Here is a 20,089-nt window from a genome sequence, read left to right as displayed (position 1 = left end):
GGGCCGGCGCCGTGCCGTCCGCCAGGGGTGTTCACACGGCCAGCGGCTCCAGGTCCCGGTACACCCGCCGTTCCTCCAGGGCGAAGCGGGTGATGCCGTTGCTCTCGCCGAGTTTCTCGCGCAGCTCCTGCAGCCTTCCGACGGCTTCCTCGCGCAGCGTCCGGGCCTCGTCCACGCGGCCGAGGGCGCTCAGGGTGAGGGCGCCGTTGCTGACGACGGCCAGGGCCTCTGGATGGTCGTTGCCGAGGTCGGCGCGGAGTGCGTCGATGCTGAGCCGCTCCCGCTCCCAGGCCTCCTCCAGCCGGCCGCTCTGGGCGAGCACGATGGCGTAGTTGGCGGAGCAGAACTGGGTGTGCGGGTGGTGGGCGCCCAGGACCTCGGTCATGCGCTCCAGCACCTTCTGGAACACCTGCTCGGCCTGCTCCACGTCACCGCAGCCCCAGTGGAAGACGGCGAGGTTGTTCATCGCGGTCTGCGTGTACGGGTGGGCCTCGCCCGGCTTCTTCACGTACTCGGTGAGCACCTTCTGGGCGACGTCGCGCGCGGCCTCCGGATCCTCGGCCGCGAACAGGTCGGCGGCGAGGTTGAGTTCGCAGGCGAGCGAGTCCGGGGTGGGCGCGGTGTACTGCGACCGGTACTGCTCCAGCGTCGCGGACGTCAGTAGCCGCGCGTCCTCCAGCTCGCCCGCCCGGCGCAGCGACACCGCGAGCGACTTCGCGCACCGCAACGTGCCCGGGAACTCCTTGCCCAGCACGCGCTTGTGCTGGTCGTACGCCCGTGACAGCACGGTCACCGACGCCCGGTACTCGCCGACCTCGCGCAGGTCGCGGCCGAGGTTCTCCGCGGACGACAGCGTGTAGATGTGATCGACGCCGTGCACCTGCGTGCGGCGGGCGAGGGTGACCTCGTCGATCTGCAGGGCGTCCTTGTACCTGCCGACCATGCGCAGTGCCAGGGCGAGGTTGTTGGCCGCGTTCAGGGTGCGCGGGTGGGCCTCGTAGAAGAGGTCGCTGAAGCCGTCGTGCGCCTCCTTCGCCAGCTCCACCGCCTTGGTGTACTCGCCGAGTGCCGCGAGGTCGCTGGAGAGGCCCGAGGTGGTGATGAACGTGTGCGGGTGCCGGTCGCCGAGCCGCCGGCGCTGCCGCCGCAGCACGTCGTCGTCCATCTCCCGTGCCTCGACGTACAGCCCCTGGGAGCGCAGCACGTTGGCGAGCTGGCAGCGCAGGTACAGGTACTGCTCGTCGTCCTCGCCGAGGGGTTCCTTCCAGTGGGCGAGGAGTTCCTCGGCGAGGCGCTGCGCCCGCGGGAACTCGCCGCGCTTCCACAGGTAGCGGACGCGGTCGATGAGCAGCCGGCGCGGCTCCGCCTCGGTGCAGTTGCGGATGTCGGAGGCGGTCAGATGCGGCCAGATGATGTCGAACTGCGCCCAGTTCTCCCGGTTGTCGGTGGGTTCGTCGCCCTTGGGGCGGGCGCCTCTGAGGATCTCGTGCACGGTGTGACGGGCCTTGCGCCGTTCCTCCTCCGGCATCTGGGAGCGGATCACCGCCTGCACGAGGCGGTGCACCTGGATCGAGCGGTTGATCTGGTCGACCTTGGCGAGTGCGAGCTTGCCGATCTCCCGCACCAGCTGGCCGATCAGCATGCTCTCCGTCAGGCGGAGGGCGGCGAGCATCTCGTCGCTGTCGTAGAGCAGCTCCGAGGAGATCGGCTCGGCGGCGAGGAACGCGCACAGCTGCAGCAGCCGGACCGAGGCGGGCGAACGTTCCCGCAGCCGCTCGATGGAGATGTTCCAGGTGGCGGCCACCGTCTCGGGGTAGTCGGAGGGCTGGTTGAGCCCCATCACCGCCGCGGTCTCCTCGGTGAGGCGGCGCAGGTACTCGGCCGTGGGCATGGCGGTCTCGGCCAGCCAGGCGCCGGCCTGCTCCACCGCGAGCGGCAGGTCGCCCACGGCCTCCGCGACCTGGTCGGCCTCCGCGGGGGTGAGGCCCGGGGCGCGCCGGGACAGGTGCTCGACACTCTCCTGCCGCTGGAAGACGTCGACCGGGAGGGTCTGCCCCTTGTCCGACCACGCCTGGTTGCGCGAGGTGACCAGGATGTGGCCGCCGCCGGTGGTGGGCATGTAACCGGCGAGATCCTCCGGGCCGTCGGCGTTGTCGAAGACGAGGATCCACCGCTTGGTGGGGTTGCCCCGGGAGAGCATGCGCACGGTTTCCTTGCTGGCCAGCGCCATGTCCTCGCCGCCGGGCGCGCCGATGCGGGAGCCGAGTTCGGCGAGCGAGGCCACCACGTTGTCGACGTTCTCGGACGGCACCCACCACACCAGGTCGTAGTCGGCGCTGAACCGGTGCACGTACTCCAGGGCGATCTGCGTCTTGCCGACCCCGCCCATCCCGAACAGCGCCTGGTGCTGGGGCAGTACGGCGGTCATGCCGCTGCGCAGCTGCTCGCGCACCTTTTCGAGGATGTAACCCCGGCCGGTGAAGGTGCTGTTGCGCTGCGGCACGTTCCAGTGGTCCGGCACATGGCCGGGGAACCGGGGCGCCGCCGGTCCGCCCTTCGGCAGTTGCGCGGGCAGTTCGAGCGCGCCCAGCAGTGCGGCTTCGCATCCGGGTTCGTCGAGGCCGTGCAGGTCGACCAGGTCGGTCTGGTGCTGGTACGACTCCGGTGGCTGGACGTCGTCGACCCGCACCGGTATCAGTGATCCCGGGAGCGCGTCGCCGCCGGCCGCCGGGCCCGGCAGGTCCTCGGTGTACCGCGAGTCGTACAGCGCCTTGGACCACAGCGCCACGGCGCGGGCGCCGGGGGCGGGGCTGCCCAGCGGCCCGGTGGCCAGGTCGTGCAGGGTGACGGTGCACCCGGCCCGCTTCAGCAGCGACTCGGCCCAGTCGGCCCACATCCGGTTCTCCGCCGCGTAGGCGATCTCCACCCGCAGCGCGGAGGCCTGCGGCCGCCGCCGGACGAACGCTTCCCGGCAGCGCAGCCGCACCGGATCCGGGATCGGCGGCAGCGCGGTGACCTCGTTGTCGGTCACGAACGCGGTGAGCCGCTCGAACGCGGCCAGCAGCGACTTCGGGTCGCCCTTCTTGTCGCCGACGACGGCGAGTGTCTCCTCGTACGCGTAATAGGGCTTGTACGGTATTTCGACGCTGCCCCAGTAGGCGGTGACCTCGTCGGCGCTCAGCCGCTCCCCGTCGGGGCCCTTCGGCAGTCCGGCGAACTTCGTCCGGGCCACCGCGCGGCCCGCCTCGACCTTGTCCTTCTCGCCGTCGTCGACGCGCATCGGCACGGGCAGTACCCGGATCCGCCGCTTGCGGTGTTCGTCGCTGACGCTGTAGGCCACCTCGGCGGCGCCGTCCAGGGCCTGGTCGCTGAAGGTGAAGCAGTCGACGAGGAGGTCGGGCATCTGGAGGGTGCAGATGTCCGCGGTGTCCGACCGCCCGGTGCGCGAGTCGATCAGCACGTAGTCGTACGACCGCTTCATGCTGTCGCGCAGCGCCTCCAGGAACATGCCGCCGCCGAGGCGGTCGTAGAAGTTGTCCCACTCCAGGGAGGACGCCGTGCCCGAGTAGGCGCGGAACTGCTTTCCCGCGGAGAGGAAGTCGAGCGAGCCGCCGTCCTCGAAGGCGAGCCCCTGCCGTTCGGGGGAGAGCGAGACGGCGTGCTGCTCGACGTCCGCGAACTCCAGGTGCCAGGGGCCCGTGCGGGTGATGCCGTCCGTCGCCGCCCAGGCGTAGTCCTGGAGGATGTTGAGGACGCCCCCGGTGGCGGCGAGCACGTTGGGATCCAGGAACGGGTGGAAGAAACGATCCAGCCCCGGGGCTTCCAGGTCCCAGTCCACGGCGAGGACACGTTTGCCGTTGGCGGCGAGGATCCACGCCGTGTTGGCGAGCGCCATCGTCCGTCCGGTGCCGCCCTTGTACGAGTAGAAGGTGATGATGCGTCCGTCACCTGCGGCCGTCATGCCTCTCCTCCGGGGTCGTCTCCCGCGTCCGGGTCGGACGGTGGGTAGGGGTCCGCCAGACGGGGTCTGGGGACGTGCGGGCCCGGCGGCAGTCGGACCTCCGCGTTCTTCAGGAACTGCCGGGTCGTGTAGGCCACGACCTCGGGCAGCACCCTGGTGAAGGACTTGAGGGTGGGTACGCCGTTGACGGCGATCCGGGTGTCGCTGCGCCGGGCGCGCTCCAGGATCGTCGGCATCACCCGCTCCAGCTCCTCGGCCAGCCGGCGTCCCTGTTCCCCGTGGTTCTGCAGGTCCGCCCGGCAGCGCGGCACGATCGCGCTCACCCAGGGGCGGGCGTACGCGTCGAACGTCTTCAGCCTGCTCCGGCGCTCCTCGTCGCTCAGCGCCCACTGGTCCACCAGCAGGATGCCGGGCTGCCGCTCCCCGGATCCGTGCGGCTCCTCGGCGGGGCTCTCGTCGTCGAAGGCGGCGACGGTCACCCGGTAGTCCAGCGACCGGATCAGCTCCTCGGCGTGCGCGGACAGCGCCCGGGTCGACTCCGTCTGGTACGGGTTCCAGTCCAGCGCGTCGTCCCCGTACGGCCGGGAGTCGCGGTGTTCCGGTACGGAGTCCTCGGTGGGGGCGGCCACGGTCAGCCGGATGTGCCGGGGTCCGGTGCCGCGCGGTTTGAAGGCGCTCGGCGTGCTCTCGTAGTCCCGGGGGCGGCCGGGCGGCAGCCCGGACTCGCGGGCCGCCTGCACGATGCGCTCGGCGAGCCCGAACACGGTCTCGTCGTACTCGTCGCGCAGCCGGCTGAGCTTGATCAGCCCGTAGATCCCGTTGCTGAGGTACCGCCCGCTCGACGACACGTTCTCGACGTGGATGTGCCGTACCGAGTCCGGCAGTTCACGCATGTCGACGCGTTCCACAGGGCGGGCACGATGGCCGAGGCGGTGGCCGTGCCGGTGGTCCTGGCGTTCAGCATCCGTTCGTGGAACGCGTACCACTCGCGGCCGCACATCTCGCTGGAGAAGTAGCGCGGCGAGAACAGCGGCACGAACACCCGGCAGGCGGCGAGGTTCTCGCTCAGCTTCTCGGGCCAGCCCTCCCCGGAGCGCATCTCCCGGTCCATGAACCCGGCCGGGCAGCCCGCGGGCAGGTCGGTGAGGGCCATGATGTGGCTGCACAGGTCGTTGAACAGGACCCGCACCCAGTGGTCCGGGTCGCCGCTGTCCGGGCTCCACTGCGGGGTGTGGGCGTACGACAGGAAGAAATAGGGCCGGTTGTCCGGAACCCGATCCTGCACCCGTTCCCCCATGTCCGCACGTCCCCCTGCCCGTCGGCAGGCCGCTGGATGGCCCCCGTCGCCGGTGCGTGCCTCCGCCGGACTCAACAATGTGCCCGACGGACCCCGTATCCGGTTCACTCCTTTCAGGCCAAAGCCCGGCGATATCCAGACATCTGCCCCTTGGCGTGGCCCACCACGTCCCGCATGCCGCAGAGCACGACCGCCCGCGAGGCCCACTCGCCCTCGGCGAGCATGCGGCGCGGCAGCCCGGCGCCGATGGCCCCGAAGTCGCTGTCGTCCAGGGAGAGATCGCGGTACTCGACCCAGTGCCCCTTGTCGCCGACCACGCACCGGTACGTACGCCGGGCCGGTCTGGGGCGCGTGAGGTACTCGGCGTAGTGGAACGCGCTGCACACCTCGAACCCGACCCGCAGCAGCAGGATCTGGGCGTCGGCGGCGTACAGCCGCCGCATCGGGGAGAGCCTGCCGAGATGGCTGCGGCGCGCGTGCCACCGGAGCAACTGCCGTGCCCGTGGCCCGAGTCCGGCCAGGGAGGTCTGCGGGTGCGTACTGCGTACGGCCCCGTGCGTCGACCACACGCACTCGGCGAGCGCCCCCATCGTCGGGCACCCGGTGGCGTCCGGGTCGAACGGTGGCATCGTCCTGCGGTACTCGTCGGCCTCCGCCTCGCTCAGGTCCGCGACGGCCTCCCGATAGGCCCGGGAGGTGTCGGAGTTCTCGGGCGTGAACGTGGGCACGACCAGGGTGCCCTCGGGGCCCAGCGCGTCCCGCAGCGCGTCCCGGACCAGCTCCGGGGCGACCCCGGTGCCGCTCAGCGAGGCGTGCACCATCAGCACCCCGCCCCGCCGGACGCCCAACGAGCGCAGTAAGCCGCCCAGTTCCGCTTCCGCCGACTGCGCCACCTCGGTCATGATCCCTCGCAGGCACTCGACCACTGCGACCACATGCGGGCCACCAGCACGGCCCCGGTCGAGGTCAGTTCGGACTCCGGCAGCAGGGTGAGCGCGGCGAGCGCGGGTGCCGCCTCCTCGTGGCTCCGCCGGCCCAGCGCCTCGTCCGCCCGGTCCAGCAGGGCTCCGGCGGGGCTGCCCGGCCGGTGCAGGTCGGCCGTCTCGCGCAGGGCGGTGAGGCGGGCCCGGCGGCCGATGCGCGGCAGTTCCCGGGCGAACTCCTCGGGGCTCACGTCGACCGCCACACCCAGCGCCCCGAACCCGTGGGCACCGAGCGCGAGGCCGCTGCCCGCCGCCAGCGGGGTGAGGACGGTGGGGTGGAACGCGTCCGGGTCGGAGTGCCGGGCCGGTGCGTCCTTCGCGAGCAGTTCGTGGGCCCGGGCCATCCGCTCCGCGAACTCGCCGCACTCCAGGGGCGGGGCGACGGGGAAGGGATAGCAGTCGCGGTACGGGTCGGCGTCGTCGACCAGCGGGCCGTCCTGAACCGGCAGCCGGTCGACCGGGCGCCAGCGCGCGGAGACGGGGACCTCGTCCAGACGCACCCAGCCCGGCCCGACCCCGCGGCCCTCGCCCGCCGGAGATGCACCGGGTGCTGCCTGGCCCTCGCGCCCCGGGGAGGCGTCCGGTGCTGCCTGGCCCTCGCGCCCTGGGGAGGCGTCCGGTGCTGCCTGACCCTCGCGCCCCGGGGAGGCGTTCGGTGCCGCCTGGCCCTCGCGCACGGGGGAGGCGTCCCGTGCTGCCTCGCCCTCGCGTGCCGGGGAGGCGTTCGGGGCCATGGTGACCTCGCGCACCCGGAAGGCGTTCGGGGCCACGGTGACCTCGATGCGGCCGGGGGCGTCCAGGCGGTAGGTGCCCCAGGTGGGCAGGTGCAGCCGGGTGCCGGGCTGGTCCCACGACAGCGTGGCCGATACCCCCGCCCGCAGGGCCGCGGCGGCGGCCAGTGCCATGAACCGGCCCGTGTCGGCGGGGCCGCGCAGGGAGCGCTGGAGGCCGGTGCGCACGTAGGGATGCGCGAGCACCGCGTCCAGTTGCGGGGCGGTCCCGGGGTCGGCGTCCAGGGCCAGCAGCAGCCGCCAGGCGTCCGCCCAGTCCGGTGCGGACGCCAGGTGCTCCTGGGCCCGGCGTACCAGCACCCGGTCCAACTCCAGTTGCGCCCAGGTGAGCTGGGGCATGCCCAGCACCGCGGGCGAGAAGGAGCGGTCGGTCACCCGGTCGGTGATGCCCTCGACGAGAGAGCGCAGGTCGTCGCAGAAGACGCTGGGGTTGCCGAAGCCGTTCTCCGAGCTGTACCGGTGCCCGTACAGGCCCCCGCCGCAGGACCGCACCACCTCGCAGCTGCGGCAGGTGTCGCTGAGCCCCTCGACACCCGTCTGCCGGGCCTGGACCCCGGGGTGCGTGGCGAACTCCGCGAAACCGTGCCGGAAGACGTCGTACCCCGTCTCGGGAGCACCCGCGTAGGCGGTCTTGAGCCAGTCGGCCTGCTCGAAGGTGCCGTCCGTCTCGATCACGGCGAGTTCGCTGGGCGCCAGCCCGAGCGCCTCGGTCAGGGGCGGCCCGCCGCGCAGCGTGCTGAGCACCGAGTCGAAGGTCCGCACCGGCATCGGGCGGCCCTGCCGCTCCCAGCGGTCGAAGACCGCGAGCAGCCAGTCGGCGTACGGGGTGGTGGCCCGGGCCGGGTTGGGCGGTGGACTGTCCCAGGTGGAGTGCGGAAGCAGGTAGTCGATCCGCGGCGGGGCCAGCTCGGCGAGCGCGTCGTGCACGGCTACGGGATCGTTCGCCACGTCCACGGTGCACAGCACTCCGCTGAACAGGTGACGGTACTCGGGTTCCTGGAGCAGCCGGATGCCGCGGACCACCCGGTCGTAGCTGCTGCGGCCCCTGCGGTCCAGCCGGTGCCGGTCGTTGGCCGCACGGTCGCCGTCGAGCGACACGCTGACCCGGACCCCGAACTCCCGGCAGACGTCCAGGTGCCGCCGGTTCAGGGTGACGGCGTTGGTGTGCATGCGCAGGTCGAGCGCGGTGAGCGGGGAGAGGGCGCGGGTGAGCTCCGCGCAGATGTCCCGCAGCCGGGCCGGGCCGACCAGCAGCGGCTCACCGCCGTGCAGGATGACCGAGACGGACTCCAGGGCCCGTGCGGCGGCGTACTCGGCCAGCCGGGCGGCGACGGCGCGCACGGTCTCCGGGCGGATGAAGGTCGGGCGGGACCGCCAGCTCTGGTCGGCGTGCTGGTACACGTAACAGTGGTCACAAAGCAGATCGCACCTACTGTGGATCTTGAGGACCAGCTGTCTCAGGGGTGGGTCGTCGGGCGACTGGCTCGTCACTGAGGCAGTCAATCAGAGTTCCCGTGCCCGAGGCGCCCCAAACCACGCAACCGGTGGGCGCATTGACGCCCGTCGGGTCACTGACGTGGGCACGGGCGGCAGGCTGGCCGCGGGGCGCACCCACGTCCGTGTGACGTCCTCGGTCAGACCGCCGAGTTGAAGTCGACCGACTGCCCCGCGGGACGGTCGGCGGCATCGGTCACGCGACCCGCGGTGCGCGCCGTGGCGGCCTTGCACGGGTCGATGTCCGTCAGGCGGGTGTGGGGGGCGGACGGCCTGACCGCGCGGTGGGCGTGCCCGTTGGGCATCGTGCTGGGCATCATGATCGTTTCGTCGCTCCGGTTCGCGTGAGGGGAACGGTCCTGGACACGGGTGTCCCGTCGTCGTGGTCGACCCTGGTGGCCCAAGGGATGACGAACCGTCGAGCGAGTCTGGTCCCGATGGTGCGGACCCTATACCAGGAATGCCCTGCGCACGTCTTGTGCCAGGACCGGCTTTCCGTCCTCATAGATTTCTCAAGCCAGTTTTTCGGGGGCGCGCGAAAGCCTTCGGGGGCGCGCAGGGCATTCGGGGGGCGTTCATGGGGGCCGCTACCACTCCGGTACCGGGCATCACGCTGGGCGGACAGGATCTGCCGCCGTTGTTCCAGGTGAGTGACGAGTGGGCGTTACGCCATCAGAGTGACTCGTTCCGGGCGGTGCGTACGCATCTGCTCCTGCTGCTTCTGGCCACCGCGGCCGCCGTGCTGACCGAGCAGGCGTCAGGTCATGTGATGACGGTGCTGGCCGCCGTGCTGTACGGGCTGACGATAGCCCTCGGCCTGAGCACCTCGCGCCGTCGTTCCCGCGCCCACTGGCAGGCCCACCGGGCCGCCGCCGAGCTGCTGAAGTCGCTGGCCTGGCAGTACATGGTGCACGGCGGCCCCTTCCACTCCCGGGTCGCCGACCCTGACGCGGTGTTCGCCGAGCGCCTCGAAGAACGCCTGCGCGAGCTGCGCACCTGCGGCTGGGAGGACTCGCGCAGCGACCCCGGCGAACGGGGCAAGGGCCAGATCACCCCGCGGATGCGCGCCGAGCGGGCCAAGTCCTACGCGGCCCGCCGGGACCTCTACCTGCGCGACCGGCTCCTGGAACAGGCGGTCTGGTACAAGAACCGGGCCGCCCGCGCGCACCGCGCCGCCGCCCGCTGGTCCTCCGTCACCGCGGCACTGACCCTGCTCGCCCTCGCCGCCGCCCTGCTGCGGACCGTGGGCCTGCTCGGCGGCGCCGACCTCGCGGGCCTGCTCAGCGCGGCCGCCGCGGCGGGCGTCGCCTGGCAGGAGGTACGCCGGCACGGCCCGCTGACGTACGCGCACTCCCTCATCGAACAGGATCTGGAGACCACCCGGATCGCCATGACCACGACGGTGACGGAGGCGGGCTGGGCCGAGGCGGTGGGGGAGGCGGAGCGCCTGATGTCCCCGGCGCACACGGAGTGGCTGGTGCGTTTCGGCTCCTGATGGCCCGTCATGGCCCGCAATGGCTCGTCATCACTCGTCCTGGCCCGTCACGGCCCCTCGTGGCCCCGCCACGACCGGTGGCCGGGTGCCGCTCCCGCCCGGCCGGGTGTCACTCCCGCCGTACCCCCGCCTGCCACAGCACCGTCACCGGCACCCCGCTGCGCCGGGCGTAGGCCACCACGTCACCGGTGCCGCCCATGCCGCGCGCCGGACGACCGTCCCACACGGCGATCAGGTGGTCGCAGTGATCCACGATCCAGCAGCCCGCCGCGAAGTAGGCCTGCTCGTGCGTCGGCTGGCGGGGCAGGTCGACGCGGGTCGTACAGGACCCCAGGATCCTGCGGTACGTGCTCCGGGCCTCCTCGTCGCCCAGGTGGGCCTCGTAGTCCATACCGGGGATCACGGCCGTCACCGGGACGCCGTGGGCCAGCGCGATGTCCGCGAACAGCTGGTCGGCGCCGGCCGCGAGGCAGCTGAGGGCCTCCAGCTCCACGTCGGTGCGGCTGAACCGGTCCCGCAGGGCGGAGCGGACGTACGGCAGGACGGCCGGGGGGATCGCACGGTGCCCGGTCACACCGACCCGGGTGACGGCGACGCGGGGGACCGCTGCCGCCTCGGCGAGGTGGTCGGTGAACACGGTGATGTCGGCTGTCACGGAACGTCCCCTCCCGTCACCTTCGGTGAGTCCACCCTAATCCAGGGGCGCCAAGGAGCGCAGGGGGCGCATCGACTCACACCGCTGCCCGGCCGGCGGGGGAGAGGGGTTCAGGCGGCCAGCGGATCCAGGACCAGCGGCTCGATCCGGCCCTCCAGCATCGCCCCGATGCCCTGCACGGCGCACACGTCAGGCCGCTCCGCGATGTGCACCGGCATACCGGTGGCCTCCCGCAGCAGCTGGTCGAAGCCGGGGAGCAGCGCCGACCCGCCGACCATCATGATCCCGCGGTCGGCGAGATCGGCGACCAGGTCGGGCGGGCAGTCCCGCAGCACCTTGCCGATCCCGTCGAGGACCGACATGAGGGGCGTCTGGATGGCGTCCCGTACGGCGGCGGTGTCGACGCGCACGCTGCGGGCGAGCCCGGTGGCCACGTCCCGCCCGTGGATCTCGGTGGAGGCGGGGCCGTGCGGGGTGAGGCCGTTGCCGTCCAGGGCCAGCTGGAGGGGCCGTACCGCCTGGTTCGGCAGCATCAGTTCGTGCTCGTGCCGCAGGTGCTGCACGATCGCGTGGTCCACGGCCTCCCCGCCGACGGGCAGCCGCTCGGCGCACACGATCGACCCCAGCGACAACACGGCGACCTGGGTGGCGGCGGCGCCGCAGACGAGGATCATGCTCGCTTCCGGCCGTTCCACCGGCAGCCCGCACCCCACCGCCGCGGCGATCAGCGTGTCGACCAGCTCCACCCGCCGCGCCCCCAGCCCCACCAGCGTCTCGATGGTCGCCCGCTGGGCCAGCGGGTCGGCGTCGTGCGGGGTGCAGGCCGCCGCCCGCAGCCGGGGCTTGCGGCGCAGCGAACGGCGGATCTTGTCGCCGAGCAGATGGCGCAGCATGCGCTGGGCCACCTCGATGTCGACGATGGTCCCACCGGAGATGGGCCGCACGACACGGATGTAGTCGGGCGTACGGCCCGTCATCTTCTCCGCGAACTCGCCGACCGCGATCAGGGCGCCGGTACGGGTGTTCACGGCGGCGACGGAAGGCTGGTCGACGACCAGGCCCATGCCCTTCACATACACCCGGGTGCGGGCGGCCCCCAGATCGACGGCGAAATGGCAGCGGCGCAACTGCTCCAGACTGACGGTCACGGCAGATCCTCCCGAGTGCGCGGGCCGTGCGGGGTGACACCGCCGGTCGGCGGCCTGCTTCGCATCCTCCGGGGGATCGCAGCGGCGCGCCTGCGGGGAGGGTCCGGGCGGGGCGCGGCTGAATGGGGGGTTTCCCGGCTACAGGGTTCGGGCGGCTTCCAGGAGGGGGCGCAGGCCGGGTTCGCCGCCGACGTGGAAGAAGGGGATGTCGGCCTGCCGGGCCGCCGCCCGCTCGGCCTCGGTGGCGCCGACCATCAGGCACTTCGAGGGGCGGACACCGAGGTGCCGCAGGGCCTGCGACACGACGTGCGGGTCGGGCATCAGCGGCGAGCGCAGCCCGTCGCGCCCGTGGACGCCTCCGTGCAGACAGTCCAGCAGTCCACGCCGGCGCAGATAAGCGGTGGCCGTGTACGGATCGCAGTCGGTGACGACCGCCAGCTCCAGGCCCATGTCGGCGAGGGTACGGATCACGAGGTCGGCGTCGGCGACGGGCACGGACCGCTCGGCCGCCTGCGACTCCAGGGCCGTCAGGTGCGCGCGCAACTCCGGGGAGACGCCCCGCGGGTCCAGCACCGGGGGACGGCCGAGCGGATCCGGACCGAGCAGCCGGGCCAGGAGCGGGATCTGCTGGTTCATGCTGTCCGGGTGGAGCCGGACCAGCGTGCCGTCGAAGCCGAACACGACCGCGTCCGCCCGGCGCAGGCGGGCGTTGAGGTCGACCCGCTCCGGACGGGCCGGCGGCACGGGGTGGGCGTCGTGGGTCGGCGTGAGGGTGAGGTCCCAGCGGACGCCGATGCCCGGCGGGGTCCGCCGGTCGCCTGGTCCGTCGGCGAGTTCGGCGCTCGCCTGGCGGAGGTAGGTCCGCGGGTAGTGGTCCGACAGATAGCGCAGGCGCGCCCGCAGCAGCTCCGCGATGACCCTGCGCGCGGACGGGGCGGTGTTGTGCGCCACCGCCCGGAGGGGGTCGGTGATGTGCCAGCGGGCTTCGCCGACGGCGCGGAAGGTCGCGTCGGACTCGTCGAGCTTCAGCCGTTGTTCGGTGAGGTCGACCTCGCGGTAGTGCGTGGCCGCGGGGAAGGCGACGAGGTCGAGTTCGCCGCCGTCGCGGCTCTGGTAGACGACGGTTCTGGTCTGCCGGACCGGCTTCGGAAACGGGCTTCCGTCCGGCAGCGGGTAGGGCCCGTGCACGGGTGTCGGCTTGCGTGTGCCGTCGTACAGCGGACGGCTCAGCACGCACAGCCGGTACCAGCCCTCCTCGGTCCCGCGGCGCAGCGGCAGCAGCAGCGGGGCGGCGCCGGAGCCGTCCTCCAGTTCGTCCCGGAGCAGCTGCGGTACGGCGATGATGCCCCGCCGCTCTTCGGCCGCGTCCAGTGTGCGGCGGACCGTGGACAGGGCCGGGGCCACGGTACGGCCGTCGTCCAGGACACAGGAGAAGATCACCAGGCATCGGGGACCGCCCAGCCGCAGCACCTCGTCCTCGAACCGCGCGAGGGTGACGAGGACCAGGGCCAGCCCGCTGACCTCCGGCTCCGTCAGCACCGAGCAGCCATGGCCCTGGGGGGTCAGCACGTACTCGTCGGCGCGCAGTGCGGCGTCCGCCACCAGCCGGGTGACCACGCGGCCGAGCGCCGCCACGTCGTCCGGGCTCTGCGGGGCGTCGGCGAACTCGAAGACGGCCAGGGTGCGGTAGGTGGGCGGCGGCGGACCCGCGGTGGGGGCGGCCTCCGAAAGATCGCCGGGATCGTGCCCGTCCTCGGGCTCCTCCCAGGGCGGCTCCTCCTCGCCCAGCGGATCCTCCACCGCGAACAGGCTCTCGGGCACGACGTTCTGCGGCAGCGGCGTCTCCCAGCCGGCGGTCGCCGCCTCCTCCTCGATCGCGAAGATCGACGGCAGCGACTCCTCGGTGGGGAAGGAGCCCACCGGTTCGTCCGGAGCCCGGGTCTCCGGGGCCGGCGCCTCGTACTCGCCGCCGTCGCCCGGCTCGTAGAACTCGGCGCGCAACTCGTGTCCTATGGCAGTGAGTTCGGGATCGGTGCCGCCGGCGAGCTCGTACTCCTCGTAGACGTCGAGCGCTTCGTCGGTACGGTCCTGCCGCTGGAGCGCGATGAGCAGCAGGCGGCGGAAGTCCTCGCGGGAGGGGTGCGCCCGGAGGAGTTCGCCGAGTTCGGCGCCGGCCCGTTCGTACTCGCCCAGGTCCAGGTCGAGTTCGGCGCGTTTGCGGTGCAGGGCGAGGCGGAGCTGGAGGAGGCGGGCGCGGGCGGTGCGGGCCGCGGGCCCGGGGATGCCGGGCAGGGCCTCCGGGCCCTGCCACAGCCGCAGCGCCTGGTCGATCATGCCCCGGGCGTCCGCGAGCCGGCCCTCGGCCGCCAGTTCCGTGGCCCGGTGTTCCAGCCCCTCGCACTGGAGCAGGTCGACGTAGTCGTCGCCGACGTGCAGCGCATAGCCGTCGGGGTGGCGCGCCAGCACCGCCCCCGGGCCGAGCGCCTCGCGCAGCCGGGAGACGGTCAGGGCGAGCTCGGCCGTCGCGCCGCGCGGCTCCTCGCCCGCGTTCCAGAGCCCTCTGGCGAGTTCGTCCCGGGGCACCACGCGGCCGTGCTTGAGCAGCAGCATGGCGAGCACCGCGCCCGCGAGCGGCTCGACGTCCCGGCGGTCGTGCGGAAGTCCCAGGATCGGCTCGGACAGCAGGTGGTAGAAGCGGGTCCGGTACGAGTCGCTCGCGGCATGCCGCAGCCGGGTGTCCGTGAGCAGTTCCAGCCCCTGCCGCTGGTGGCGCGGCGACTTCGACGCCAGCATGCCCAGGGCGTCCGCGTACACCCCCTGCACAGAGGGCGGAAGGTGCGCGAGCTCCGACGGCGCCACCGACGGCGTCGGCTGCCGGCCCGGTGAGGCCAGCCGCAGCAGCAGGGTCCGCAACGCCCGCAGGTCCTGCCCCTGCCCGACCGGCCCCGAGGCCCTGCCCGGCTCGAACCGGGTGAGCCTGACGGTCCCGTCGGGCAGCAGGATCACGCCCGGCAGGCCGATCGAGCCGTGGCACAGGCCGGCCGCGTGCAGGGCCTCGACGGCGTGGGCCAGTTGGGCGCCGACCGACACGAGAAGCGGCGCGGACAGGCTGTCTCCGTCGGTCGGCGCGAGCTTGCTCAGGGCGACTCCGTCCAGCCACTCCGTGACGACATAGGGCGACCCGTCGTCGAACCCGAAGTCGAGCACGGTGGCCACGTTGGGATGCGCCAGCGACCGCAGGCGTCCGGCGTCACCGAGGAACCTCTCCCGCCGCCCCCGCTCCCGGAACGGCTCGTGCAGCCTGACCGTCACCGTCCGGTCCGTCTCGACGTCCTCGGCCAGCCACGTCGAGCCGCCCGGCGCGAGCCGCCGCACCAGCCGGTACCGCCCGTCGACCCCACGCGCCCCATGGACCGCCCCGGCCGCGGCCCCACCCCCCGCCAGTCGCCGTACGCTCTCCGCCCGTACCGTCGCGAACGCCTCGCCCTCGCCCGCCGCGGAGGTTCCCCCCGCCATCGGGGCCACCGCCCGGAACTCCCCGGCCGCCGCCCCCGCCCGTTCCTCGATCAGTCCGCCGACCCGGGCCAGCAGTTCGCTCGTACCGCTGCGCGCCGCCCGCGGCAGGCTGCGCAGCAGCAGCTCCCGCGCGCCCGGCCGGAACGCGTACGACCCCGGCGGCCCCGGCACCGCCGTCAGCACCCCGCTCAGGATCACCTCCGCCAGATGCTGCGGCCGCGGATCCGGCTCCACCGCCCGCTGCACCAGCCGCATGACCGGCAGATCGGGCCGGCCCACCGCGAGATGCCCCGCGAGCCGGAACGCCTCGGGGGACGCGGTCGCCCGGAACCGCAGGACCAGTTCCTCGGCGGACAGGCGGGACACGTCGGTACGGGAGTCGCCCCCGGCCCCTTCGGCCAACCGCGCCGCCGCGCCAGGGAACCGGGCGCCGCCCGCCGACGCCACCAGCCCCGCCCAGTTCGCCAGCCACCGCGGGCCGGCCTCAAGGACCGGCAGCACCGGCGTTCCCTCCGGGACCTCCCCCTCGTACGGCGTGAAGGTGAGCGCCGAGGCCGGTGCCGCCGGGAACGGCGCCGACAGCAGTCCGGGCGTGGCCGGCAACGCCGTGTCGCGCCACAGGTGTTCGGGCAGCGGCTGGAGCACCGCCAGCGGCATCCGGCGTGCCCACCGCCGCAGCGTGCCGTACCACCGTGCCCCCGCCTCGCCCGGCCGCCACTGCGGGCCCATGCAGTCGCTGATCACCAGCGTGACCGTGCGCCCCTCGCCGGGCAGCCCGTCGCCGCCCACCGCCCCGTCCGCGCCCGCCCGGTACCCGGCCACCGTCCGGAACACCCCTGACTGGGCCAGCGCCGTGTGCAGTTCGCGGAGCAGCGGGTGCCACACCGGCATCGTCGGACCGTCGTCGTACACCAGGTTCAGCCGCAGCCAGCGCTCCCGCGCGGGGCGCAGGACCGGGAGCCACCACTCGGGTGCCGCGCCGAGGCGGGCGATGCGGTCGGCGGTGGCGCTTTCGTCGAGCAGGTGGCCGGACGGGGCGTCGGTACGGCGTTTGAGGGGGCGCAGGGAGCGTTGCAGTGCCAGCGGGTGGCGCAGCATGGGCGGCGCGGGCGCCAGGAGGGAGGCGTACGGGCCGGGGGCCGGATCCGGGGAGGGCAGGTGCAGCGGGGCGCGGGCGGGCTCCTCCGCGCTCCCCGCGGTCGGCGGCCCCGCCGGATCGGGGCTCGGCACAGGCGGCGGGGCGGGCGGGTCCGGGGACGGCGGTTCCACCGGTACGGGCGCCTCCGCCGGCGGAGCCGCCCGCTCCTCTTCCTCCTCCTGGCCCATCCGCCCTGCCAGCCAGAGCAGTTCGGCCAGTTCCCGGGGCGTCGGACGCACGCCGTCCCCCGCCTGCGCCAGCAGGTCGGCGAGGCGGGCGAGCGGAACCAGGTGATCAGAAGGCATCGGTCCGGGTGGCCTCGCCGAGGTACGGCATCAGCTGTTCCGCCAGTTCGTCCAGCGACTCGGCGCTCAGGTCGGAGGACCGGGCCAGGTAGATCGCGTTCAGGAGCTGGTCGGTGGCGAGGTCGCCGCCGCCGACCCGGGACAGGAACCGGGTGATCAGCGACTCGGCGTAGGCGTCCGGTTCGCCGAGGTGGGCGCGGACGATGCCGGCGAGCTGCCGGTCGTCGGGCTGGCGCAGCCGGAGCGCGACACAGCGGCGCAGGAAGGCCGGCGGGAACTCGCGTTCGCCGTTGCTGGTGAGGACGACGAACGGGAAGGCCCGGCAGCGCACCCGGCCGCGCTCCACCCGCACCCGCTCGTCGGTGCCGTCGACCATCACCTCGGCGGTGGGGGAGATCCGGGCGGCGCGGACCAGCTCCGGGATCTCGTACTGGCCCTCCTCCAGGACGTTGAGGAGGTCGTTGGGCAGGTCGAGGTCGCTCTTGTCGATCTCGTCGATGAGCAGGGCGCGAGGGCGGCCGTAGGGGAGGAGCGCGGTGCCGAGCGGGCCGAGGCGCAGATGGTCCTCGATGCCGGACTCGGGGACCGGGGCGCCCGGGTCGAGGACCGTGGCCGACTGGCGGGCCGCGTAGAGGCGGGAGAGCGGGTCGTACTGGTAGAGGCCGTCGTGCAGGGTGCTGCGGCTGGTGATGTTCCAGCGCAGGACGGGGCCCAGCCGCAGCTCGCGGGCGACCGCGTAGGCGAGCGAGGACTTGCCGGTGCCGGGCGGGCCGGTGACCAGCAGCGGGCGGCGCAGATAGAGGGCCGCGTTGACGAGCTGGACCGTGCGCGGTGTCGCCTGGTAGGTCGCGGCGCGGTGGGTGCGGTCGGGGGAGGTGGCCGAGGTGTCGTCGGCGTCGGCGGGCGTCGCCAGTTCAGGGCCGCCGTCGAAGGCCCGCCAGGGCGGTGGCGCGGGCAGCCTCGTGATGCCGTCGTGCGGCTCCTTGGTACCGGTGTAGACGGGCCACAGGGGCATGGGGTCCTTCTCCGTGGGTGGCGGCGGGGTCAGGCGACGGGGGTGTGCAGGCTGGCGGGCGGCTCGGGGTAGCAGCGGGGGTCGTCCCAGAGGAGCTGAACGTCCCTCGCCCAGTGACCCTCGGGGTCGGTGGCCGCCGCCTCCTCCCGCAACTGCCAGATCAGGCGCGGGAGCTCGGTCGGCGGGACGTCGGCGACGCGCGGGCCGAGGGCGTCGAGGAAGGCGCTGCCCGCGCACGGGCCCGCGTGGTCGGTGCTCGGGCAGCCGGTGCGCGGCCACAGCAGCACCGGAACCGGGAAGTTCACGCCGGCCTCGAAGTGGTGCGGAGCCGCGGCGGGCGGGACGCCGAAACCCGCCAGGCCGGCGTCCGCGTCCCGCAGCCGCTTGCGCAGGCTGAGGGGGCGCTCGGGGCTGCCGCAGTCGACGCGGTGCAGTACCGCCTTCCCCGGACTGCGCTCCAGCGCCCGCCACCTGCCGGCCAGCTGGTGGCGCAGCCGCGCGCTGCGGTGCCGGGAGCGGTCGGTCACCACCAGCGGGTGCGCGCAGCCGAGCGGGGTGGAGTCCTCGGGACCGCACTCCCAGTGCGCGACCGGCTCGTTCAGCCACTCGCGGGGCAGCACGAAGGTGAGCAGCGCCTCGGCGTCCTGGGCGAGATGGCCGAAGGCGTCGTCGACGCGCTGCTGCACGTACGCCCGTACGTCGCCGCGCGGCAGCCGCTCCACGCCGACCGGCCGGCGCTGTCCCTCCCGGTACGCCGACACCCGCACCGTGACCTGTTCCTCGCTCTCGCCGCTGCGCTCCAGCTCGACGACGACAGGCGCCCAGGCGGCCGCCCGCGCGGGGGCCGCCGGCCGCGGCTCCAGCAGCGCCCGCAGCCGGTCGGTGAGGTTCGGCACCGCCTCGGGGTCGTCCACCTGCCACTGCACGTACGCGGCCGTCTCCCGCAGCGAGGCGAACCCGCCGGGGGGCGGATCCGGGGCGAAGGGGCCCACCGCGTCCCGGTAGAGCTGGTCGGGCCGGCAGTCCAGGCCGGCCTCCTCGGCCCGCCGTACCAACGCGTGCAGCAGCCCTGTCGCGGCCGGGGTGTCGGCCTCGGCCGCCGGGACCAGCGCGCCCAGGTCGTACCAGTAGCGGGCCATGACCTCCGTCGGCAGCATCCGCCCGATGCGGACGTCCGCATCGCCGGAGGCCTGCACGACCATCCCGACCACCCGGTCGTCCGGCAGTGCCAGGGCCGCCCCGCTGAACCCGCCCGCCAGCGGCTGCCCGTGCGCCGAGGCGGCCTCCAACTGCAGCCACTCGTCGGCGATCAGCGTCCGGGACACGGCACGGTAGCGGGCCTGCACCCCCTCGCCGTAGCCCTCCGGGAAGCCGTACGCGACCAGGTGCGCCCCGCCCTGCTCGGCCCCCGGCGGCGCGAACCGGGCCGGTGGTAACGGAACTTCACGGTCCAGTTCCAGTACGGCGAGATCGCCAGGGTCGGTCCAGCCGCCCGCCCAGCCGCCGTGCACGGCCACGGTCGCGCTCAGCCCGCCCAGGTCCCGGCGGTTGGGGAAGCTCACGGTGAGCGGCGCCCACTCCCGGTCCTGGACGACGTGCGCACAGGTCAGCACCGTGCGCGGGGCGACGAGGAAACCCGCTCCGGACACCGCGCCCCCGCACTCGATCCGGGCGTGCCAGGCAGCGCGGCTCATGTCGCGTCGGCAGCCCCGGAGGCCCAGCTCAGCCGTACCACCAGCTGTCCCTCGGCCGCGCCCTTGGCGATCACGGCGCCCGCCTCCGCCGTCAGCTTCACCCCGAACTCCAGCTCCACCGAGTCGGGGCGCAGGGTGCCGTCCCGGAAGACCCGCAGCGCGGACTGGGCCGCCGCCCGCACCCCGTCCAGGGCGCCCTCGAAGGAGCGGGTGGCCTGCGTGACCGGTCCTGCCCCGCCGTCGCGGGACACCGGCCGGCTGCCGGGGACACTGTCGGCCGACTCCACGACGACGACGGCGCCGTCCTCGGTCCTGAACTCCATCATCCTCGCCATGGCGCCCCCGGTCCCCCCGTGTCCTCCGACCCCGTAACCGCTCCATTGTCACCGAAGGAAACGGCCCGTGTCTCCCCGCCACGAAGGAAACCGCCCGACCGTGCCGTTCCACGCTGTCGCCCAACGCGTGTGCGGCAGAGGCCCCGTGACACCGATGGGGAGCGGCCGACGAGGATCGGCAGGGGGAGGACAGGGGGGCGTGCCCTTCGACTTCCAGGTCACGCCCACCACCGCCGCGGCGGGCGGGCGCCCGGTCGCGCGG

Annotated in this window: 13 protein-coding genes; 1 reads left to right on the top strand and 12 read right to left on the bottom strand. The window is 73.7% G+C overall.

Annotated elements, in window-relative coordinates; translation table 11 throughout:
- Positions 1–31: 31 nt before the first annotated feature.
- The 6 genes from fxsT to OHB00_RS16655 form a co-directional block, all read right to left on the bottom strand.
- Positions 32–3,961: an FxSxx-COOH system tetratricopeptide repeat protein gene (gene fxsT, locus OHB00_RS16680; RefSeq protein WP_406435683.1), complete on the bottom strand. Its 3,930-nt coding sequence runs from the start codon at positions 3,959–3,961 to the stop codon at positions 32–34.
- Complete coding sequence (fsxC, locus tag OHB00_RS16675) at positions 3,958–4,854, bottom strand: FxsC protein (RefSeq protein ID WP_406435681.1); 897 nt, start codon at positions 4,852–4,854, stop codon at positions 3,958–3,960. Before fsxC ends, fxsT begins: the two co-directional genes overlap by 4 nt.
- Entirely contained in the window at positions 4,764–5,246 is a 483-nt protein-coding gene (locus OHB00_RS16670) for a TIR-like protein FxsC (protein WP_406435679.1), read from the bottom strand. Before OHB00_RS16670 ends, fsxC begins: the two co-directional genes overlap by 91 nt.
- A 125-nt stretch (positions 5,247–5,371) precedes the next feature.
- Positions 5,372–6,160 (bottom strand): aminoglycoside N(3)-acetyltransferase, encoded by a 789-nt coding sequence (locus tag OHB00_RS16665; protein ID WP_406435677.1) that lies wholly within the window; start codon positions 6,158–6,160, stop codon positions 5,372–5,374.
- A complete protein-coding gene (locus OHB00_RS16660; RefSeq protein WP_406435675.1) occupies positions 6,157–8,523 on the bottom strand; it encodes an FxsB family cyclophane-forming radical SAM/SPASM peptide maturase in 2,367 nt (788 codons plus the stop codon). The genes OHB00_RS16665 and OHB00_RS16660 overlap by 4 nt, the downstream gene beginning before the upstream one ends.
- 143 nt (positions 8,524–8,666) lie before the next feature.
- A complete protein-coding gene (locus OHB00_RS16655) occupies positions 8,667–8,846 on the bottom strand; it encodes a hypothetical protein (RefSeq protein WP_406435673.1) in 180 nt (59 codons plus the stop codon).
- Positions 8,847–9,103: 257 nt separating this feature from the next.
- Here OHB00_RS16655 and OHB00_RS16650 point away from each other — a divergent pair, with 257 nt between their 5' ends.
- Positions 9,104–10,021 (top strand): DUF4231 domain-containing protein, encoded by a 918-nt coding sequence (locus tag OHB00_RS16650; protein ID WP_406435671.1) that lies wholly within the window; start codon positions 9,104–9,106, stop codon positions 10,019–10,021.
- A gap of 109 nt (positions 10,022–10,130) precedes the next feature.
- On the opposite strand, the gene OHB00_RS16645 is transcribed toward OHB00_RS16650, so the two are convergent.
- The 6 genes from OHB00_RS16645 to OHB00_RS16620 form a co-directional block, all read right to left on the bottom strand.
- The gene (locus OHB00_RS16645; RefSeq protein ID WP_406445818.1) at positions 10,131–10,658 is read right to left on the bottom strand and encodes a hypothetical protein; all 528 of its coding nucleotides are present in this window, start codon (positions 10,656–10,658) and stop codon (positions 10,131–10,133) included.
- A 128-nt stretch (positions 10,659–10,786) separates the two neighbouring features.
- The gene (locus OHB00_RS16640) at positions 10,787–11,824 is read right to left on the bottom strand and encodes a rod shape-determining protein (protein ID WP_406435669.1); all 1,038 of its coding nucleotides are present in this window, start codon (positions 11,822–11,824) and stop codon (positions 10,787–10,789) included.
- A gap of 138 nt (positions 11,825–11,962) precedes the next feature.
- Entirely contained in the window at positions 11,963–16,783 is a 4,821-nt protein-coding gene (locus OHB00_RS16635; protein WP_406435667.1) for an SAV_2336 N-terminal domain-related protein, read from the bottom strand.
- Positions 16,773–17,798 (bottom strand): AAA family ATPase, encoded by a 1,026-nt coding sequence (locus OHB00_RS16630; protein ID WP_406435665.1) that lies wholly within the window; start codon positions 17,796–17,798, stop codon positions 16,773–16,775. Before OHB00_RS16630 ends, OHB00_RS16635 begins: the two co-directional genes overlap by 11 nt.
- A 29-nt stretch (positions 17,799–17,827) precedes the next feature.
- The gene (locus OHB00_RS16625; RefSeq protein WP_406435663.1) at positions 17,828–19,492 is read right to left on the bottom strand and encodes a trypsin-like peptidase domain-containing protein; all 1,665 of its coding nucleotides are present in this window, start codon (positions 19,490–19,492) and stop codon (positions 17,828–17,830) included.
- Positions 19,489–19,827: a CU044_2847 family protein gene (locus tag OHB00_RS16620; protein ID WP_406435661.1), complete on the bottom strand. Its 339-nt coding sequence runs from the start codon at positions 19,825–19,827 to the stop codon at positions 19,489–19,491. Before OHB00_RS16620 ends, OHB00_RS16625 begins: the two co-directional genes overlap by 4 nt.
- Positions 19,828–20,089 lie beyond the last annotated feature (262 nt).

This window comes from Streptomyces sp. NBC_00631 (assembly GCF_045206895.1).
Classification (GTDB): domain Bacteria; phylum Actinomycetota; class Actinomycetes; order Streptomycetales; family Streptomycetaceae; genus Streptomyces.
Note: the sequence above shows the minus strand (reverse complement) of the source record. Positions and strands in the feature narration are given on the sequence as shown.

Excerpts from the sequence above, each read along its gene's own strand:
- fxsT (WP_406435683.1), bottom strand. The coding sequence starts at position 3,961 with ATGACGGCCGCAGGTGACGGACGCATCATCACCTTCTACTCGTACAAG.
- fsxC (WP_406435681.1), bottom strand. The coding sequence starts at position 4,854 with ATGCGTGAACTGCCGGACTCGGTACGGCACATCCACGTCGAGAACGTG.
- OHB00_RS16665 (WP_406435677.1), bottom strand. The coding sequence starts at position 6,160 with ATGACCGAGGTGGCGCAGTCGGCGGAAGCGGAACTGGGCGGCTTACTG.
- OHB00_RS16655 (WP_406435673.1), bottom strand. The coding sequence starts at position 8,846 with ATGATGCCCAGCACGATGCCCAACGGGCACGCCCACCGCGCGGTCAGG.
- OHB00_RS16650 (WP_406435671.1), top strand. The coding sequence starts at position 9,104 with ATGGGGGCCGCTACCACTCCGGTACCGGGCATCACGCTGGGCGGACAG.
- OHB00_RS16635 (WP_406435667.1), bottom strand. The coding sequence starts at position 16,783 with ATGCCTTCTGATCACCTGGTTCCGCTCGCCCGCCTCGCCGACCTGCTG.
- OHB00_RS16630 (WP_406435665.1), bottom strand. The coding sequence starts at position 17,798 with ATGCCCCTGTGGCCCGTCTACACCGGTACCAAGGAGCCGCACGACGGC.
- OHB00_RS16625 (WP_406435663.1), bottom strand. The coding sequence starts at position 19,492 with ATGAGCCGCGCTGCCTGGCACGCCCGGATCGAGTGCGGGGGCGCGGTG.
- OHB00_RS16620 (WP_406435661.1), bottom strand. The coding sequence starts at position 19,827 with ATGGCGAGGATGATGGAGTTCAGGACCGAGGACGGCGCCGTCGTCGTC.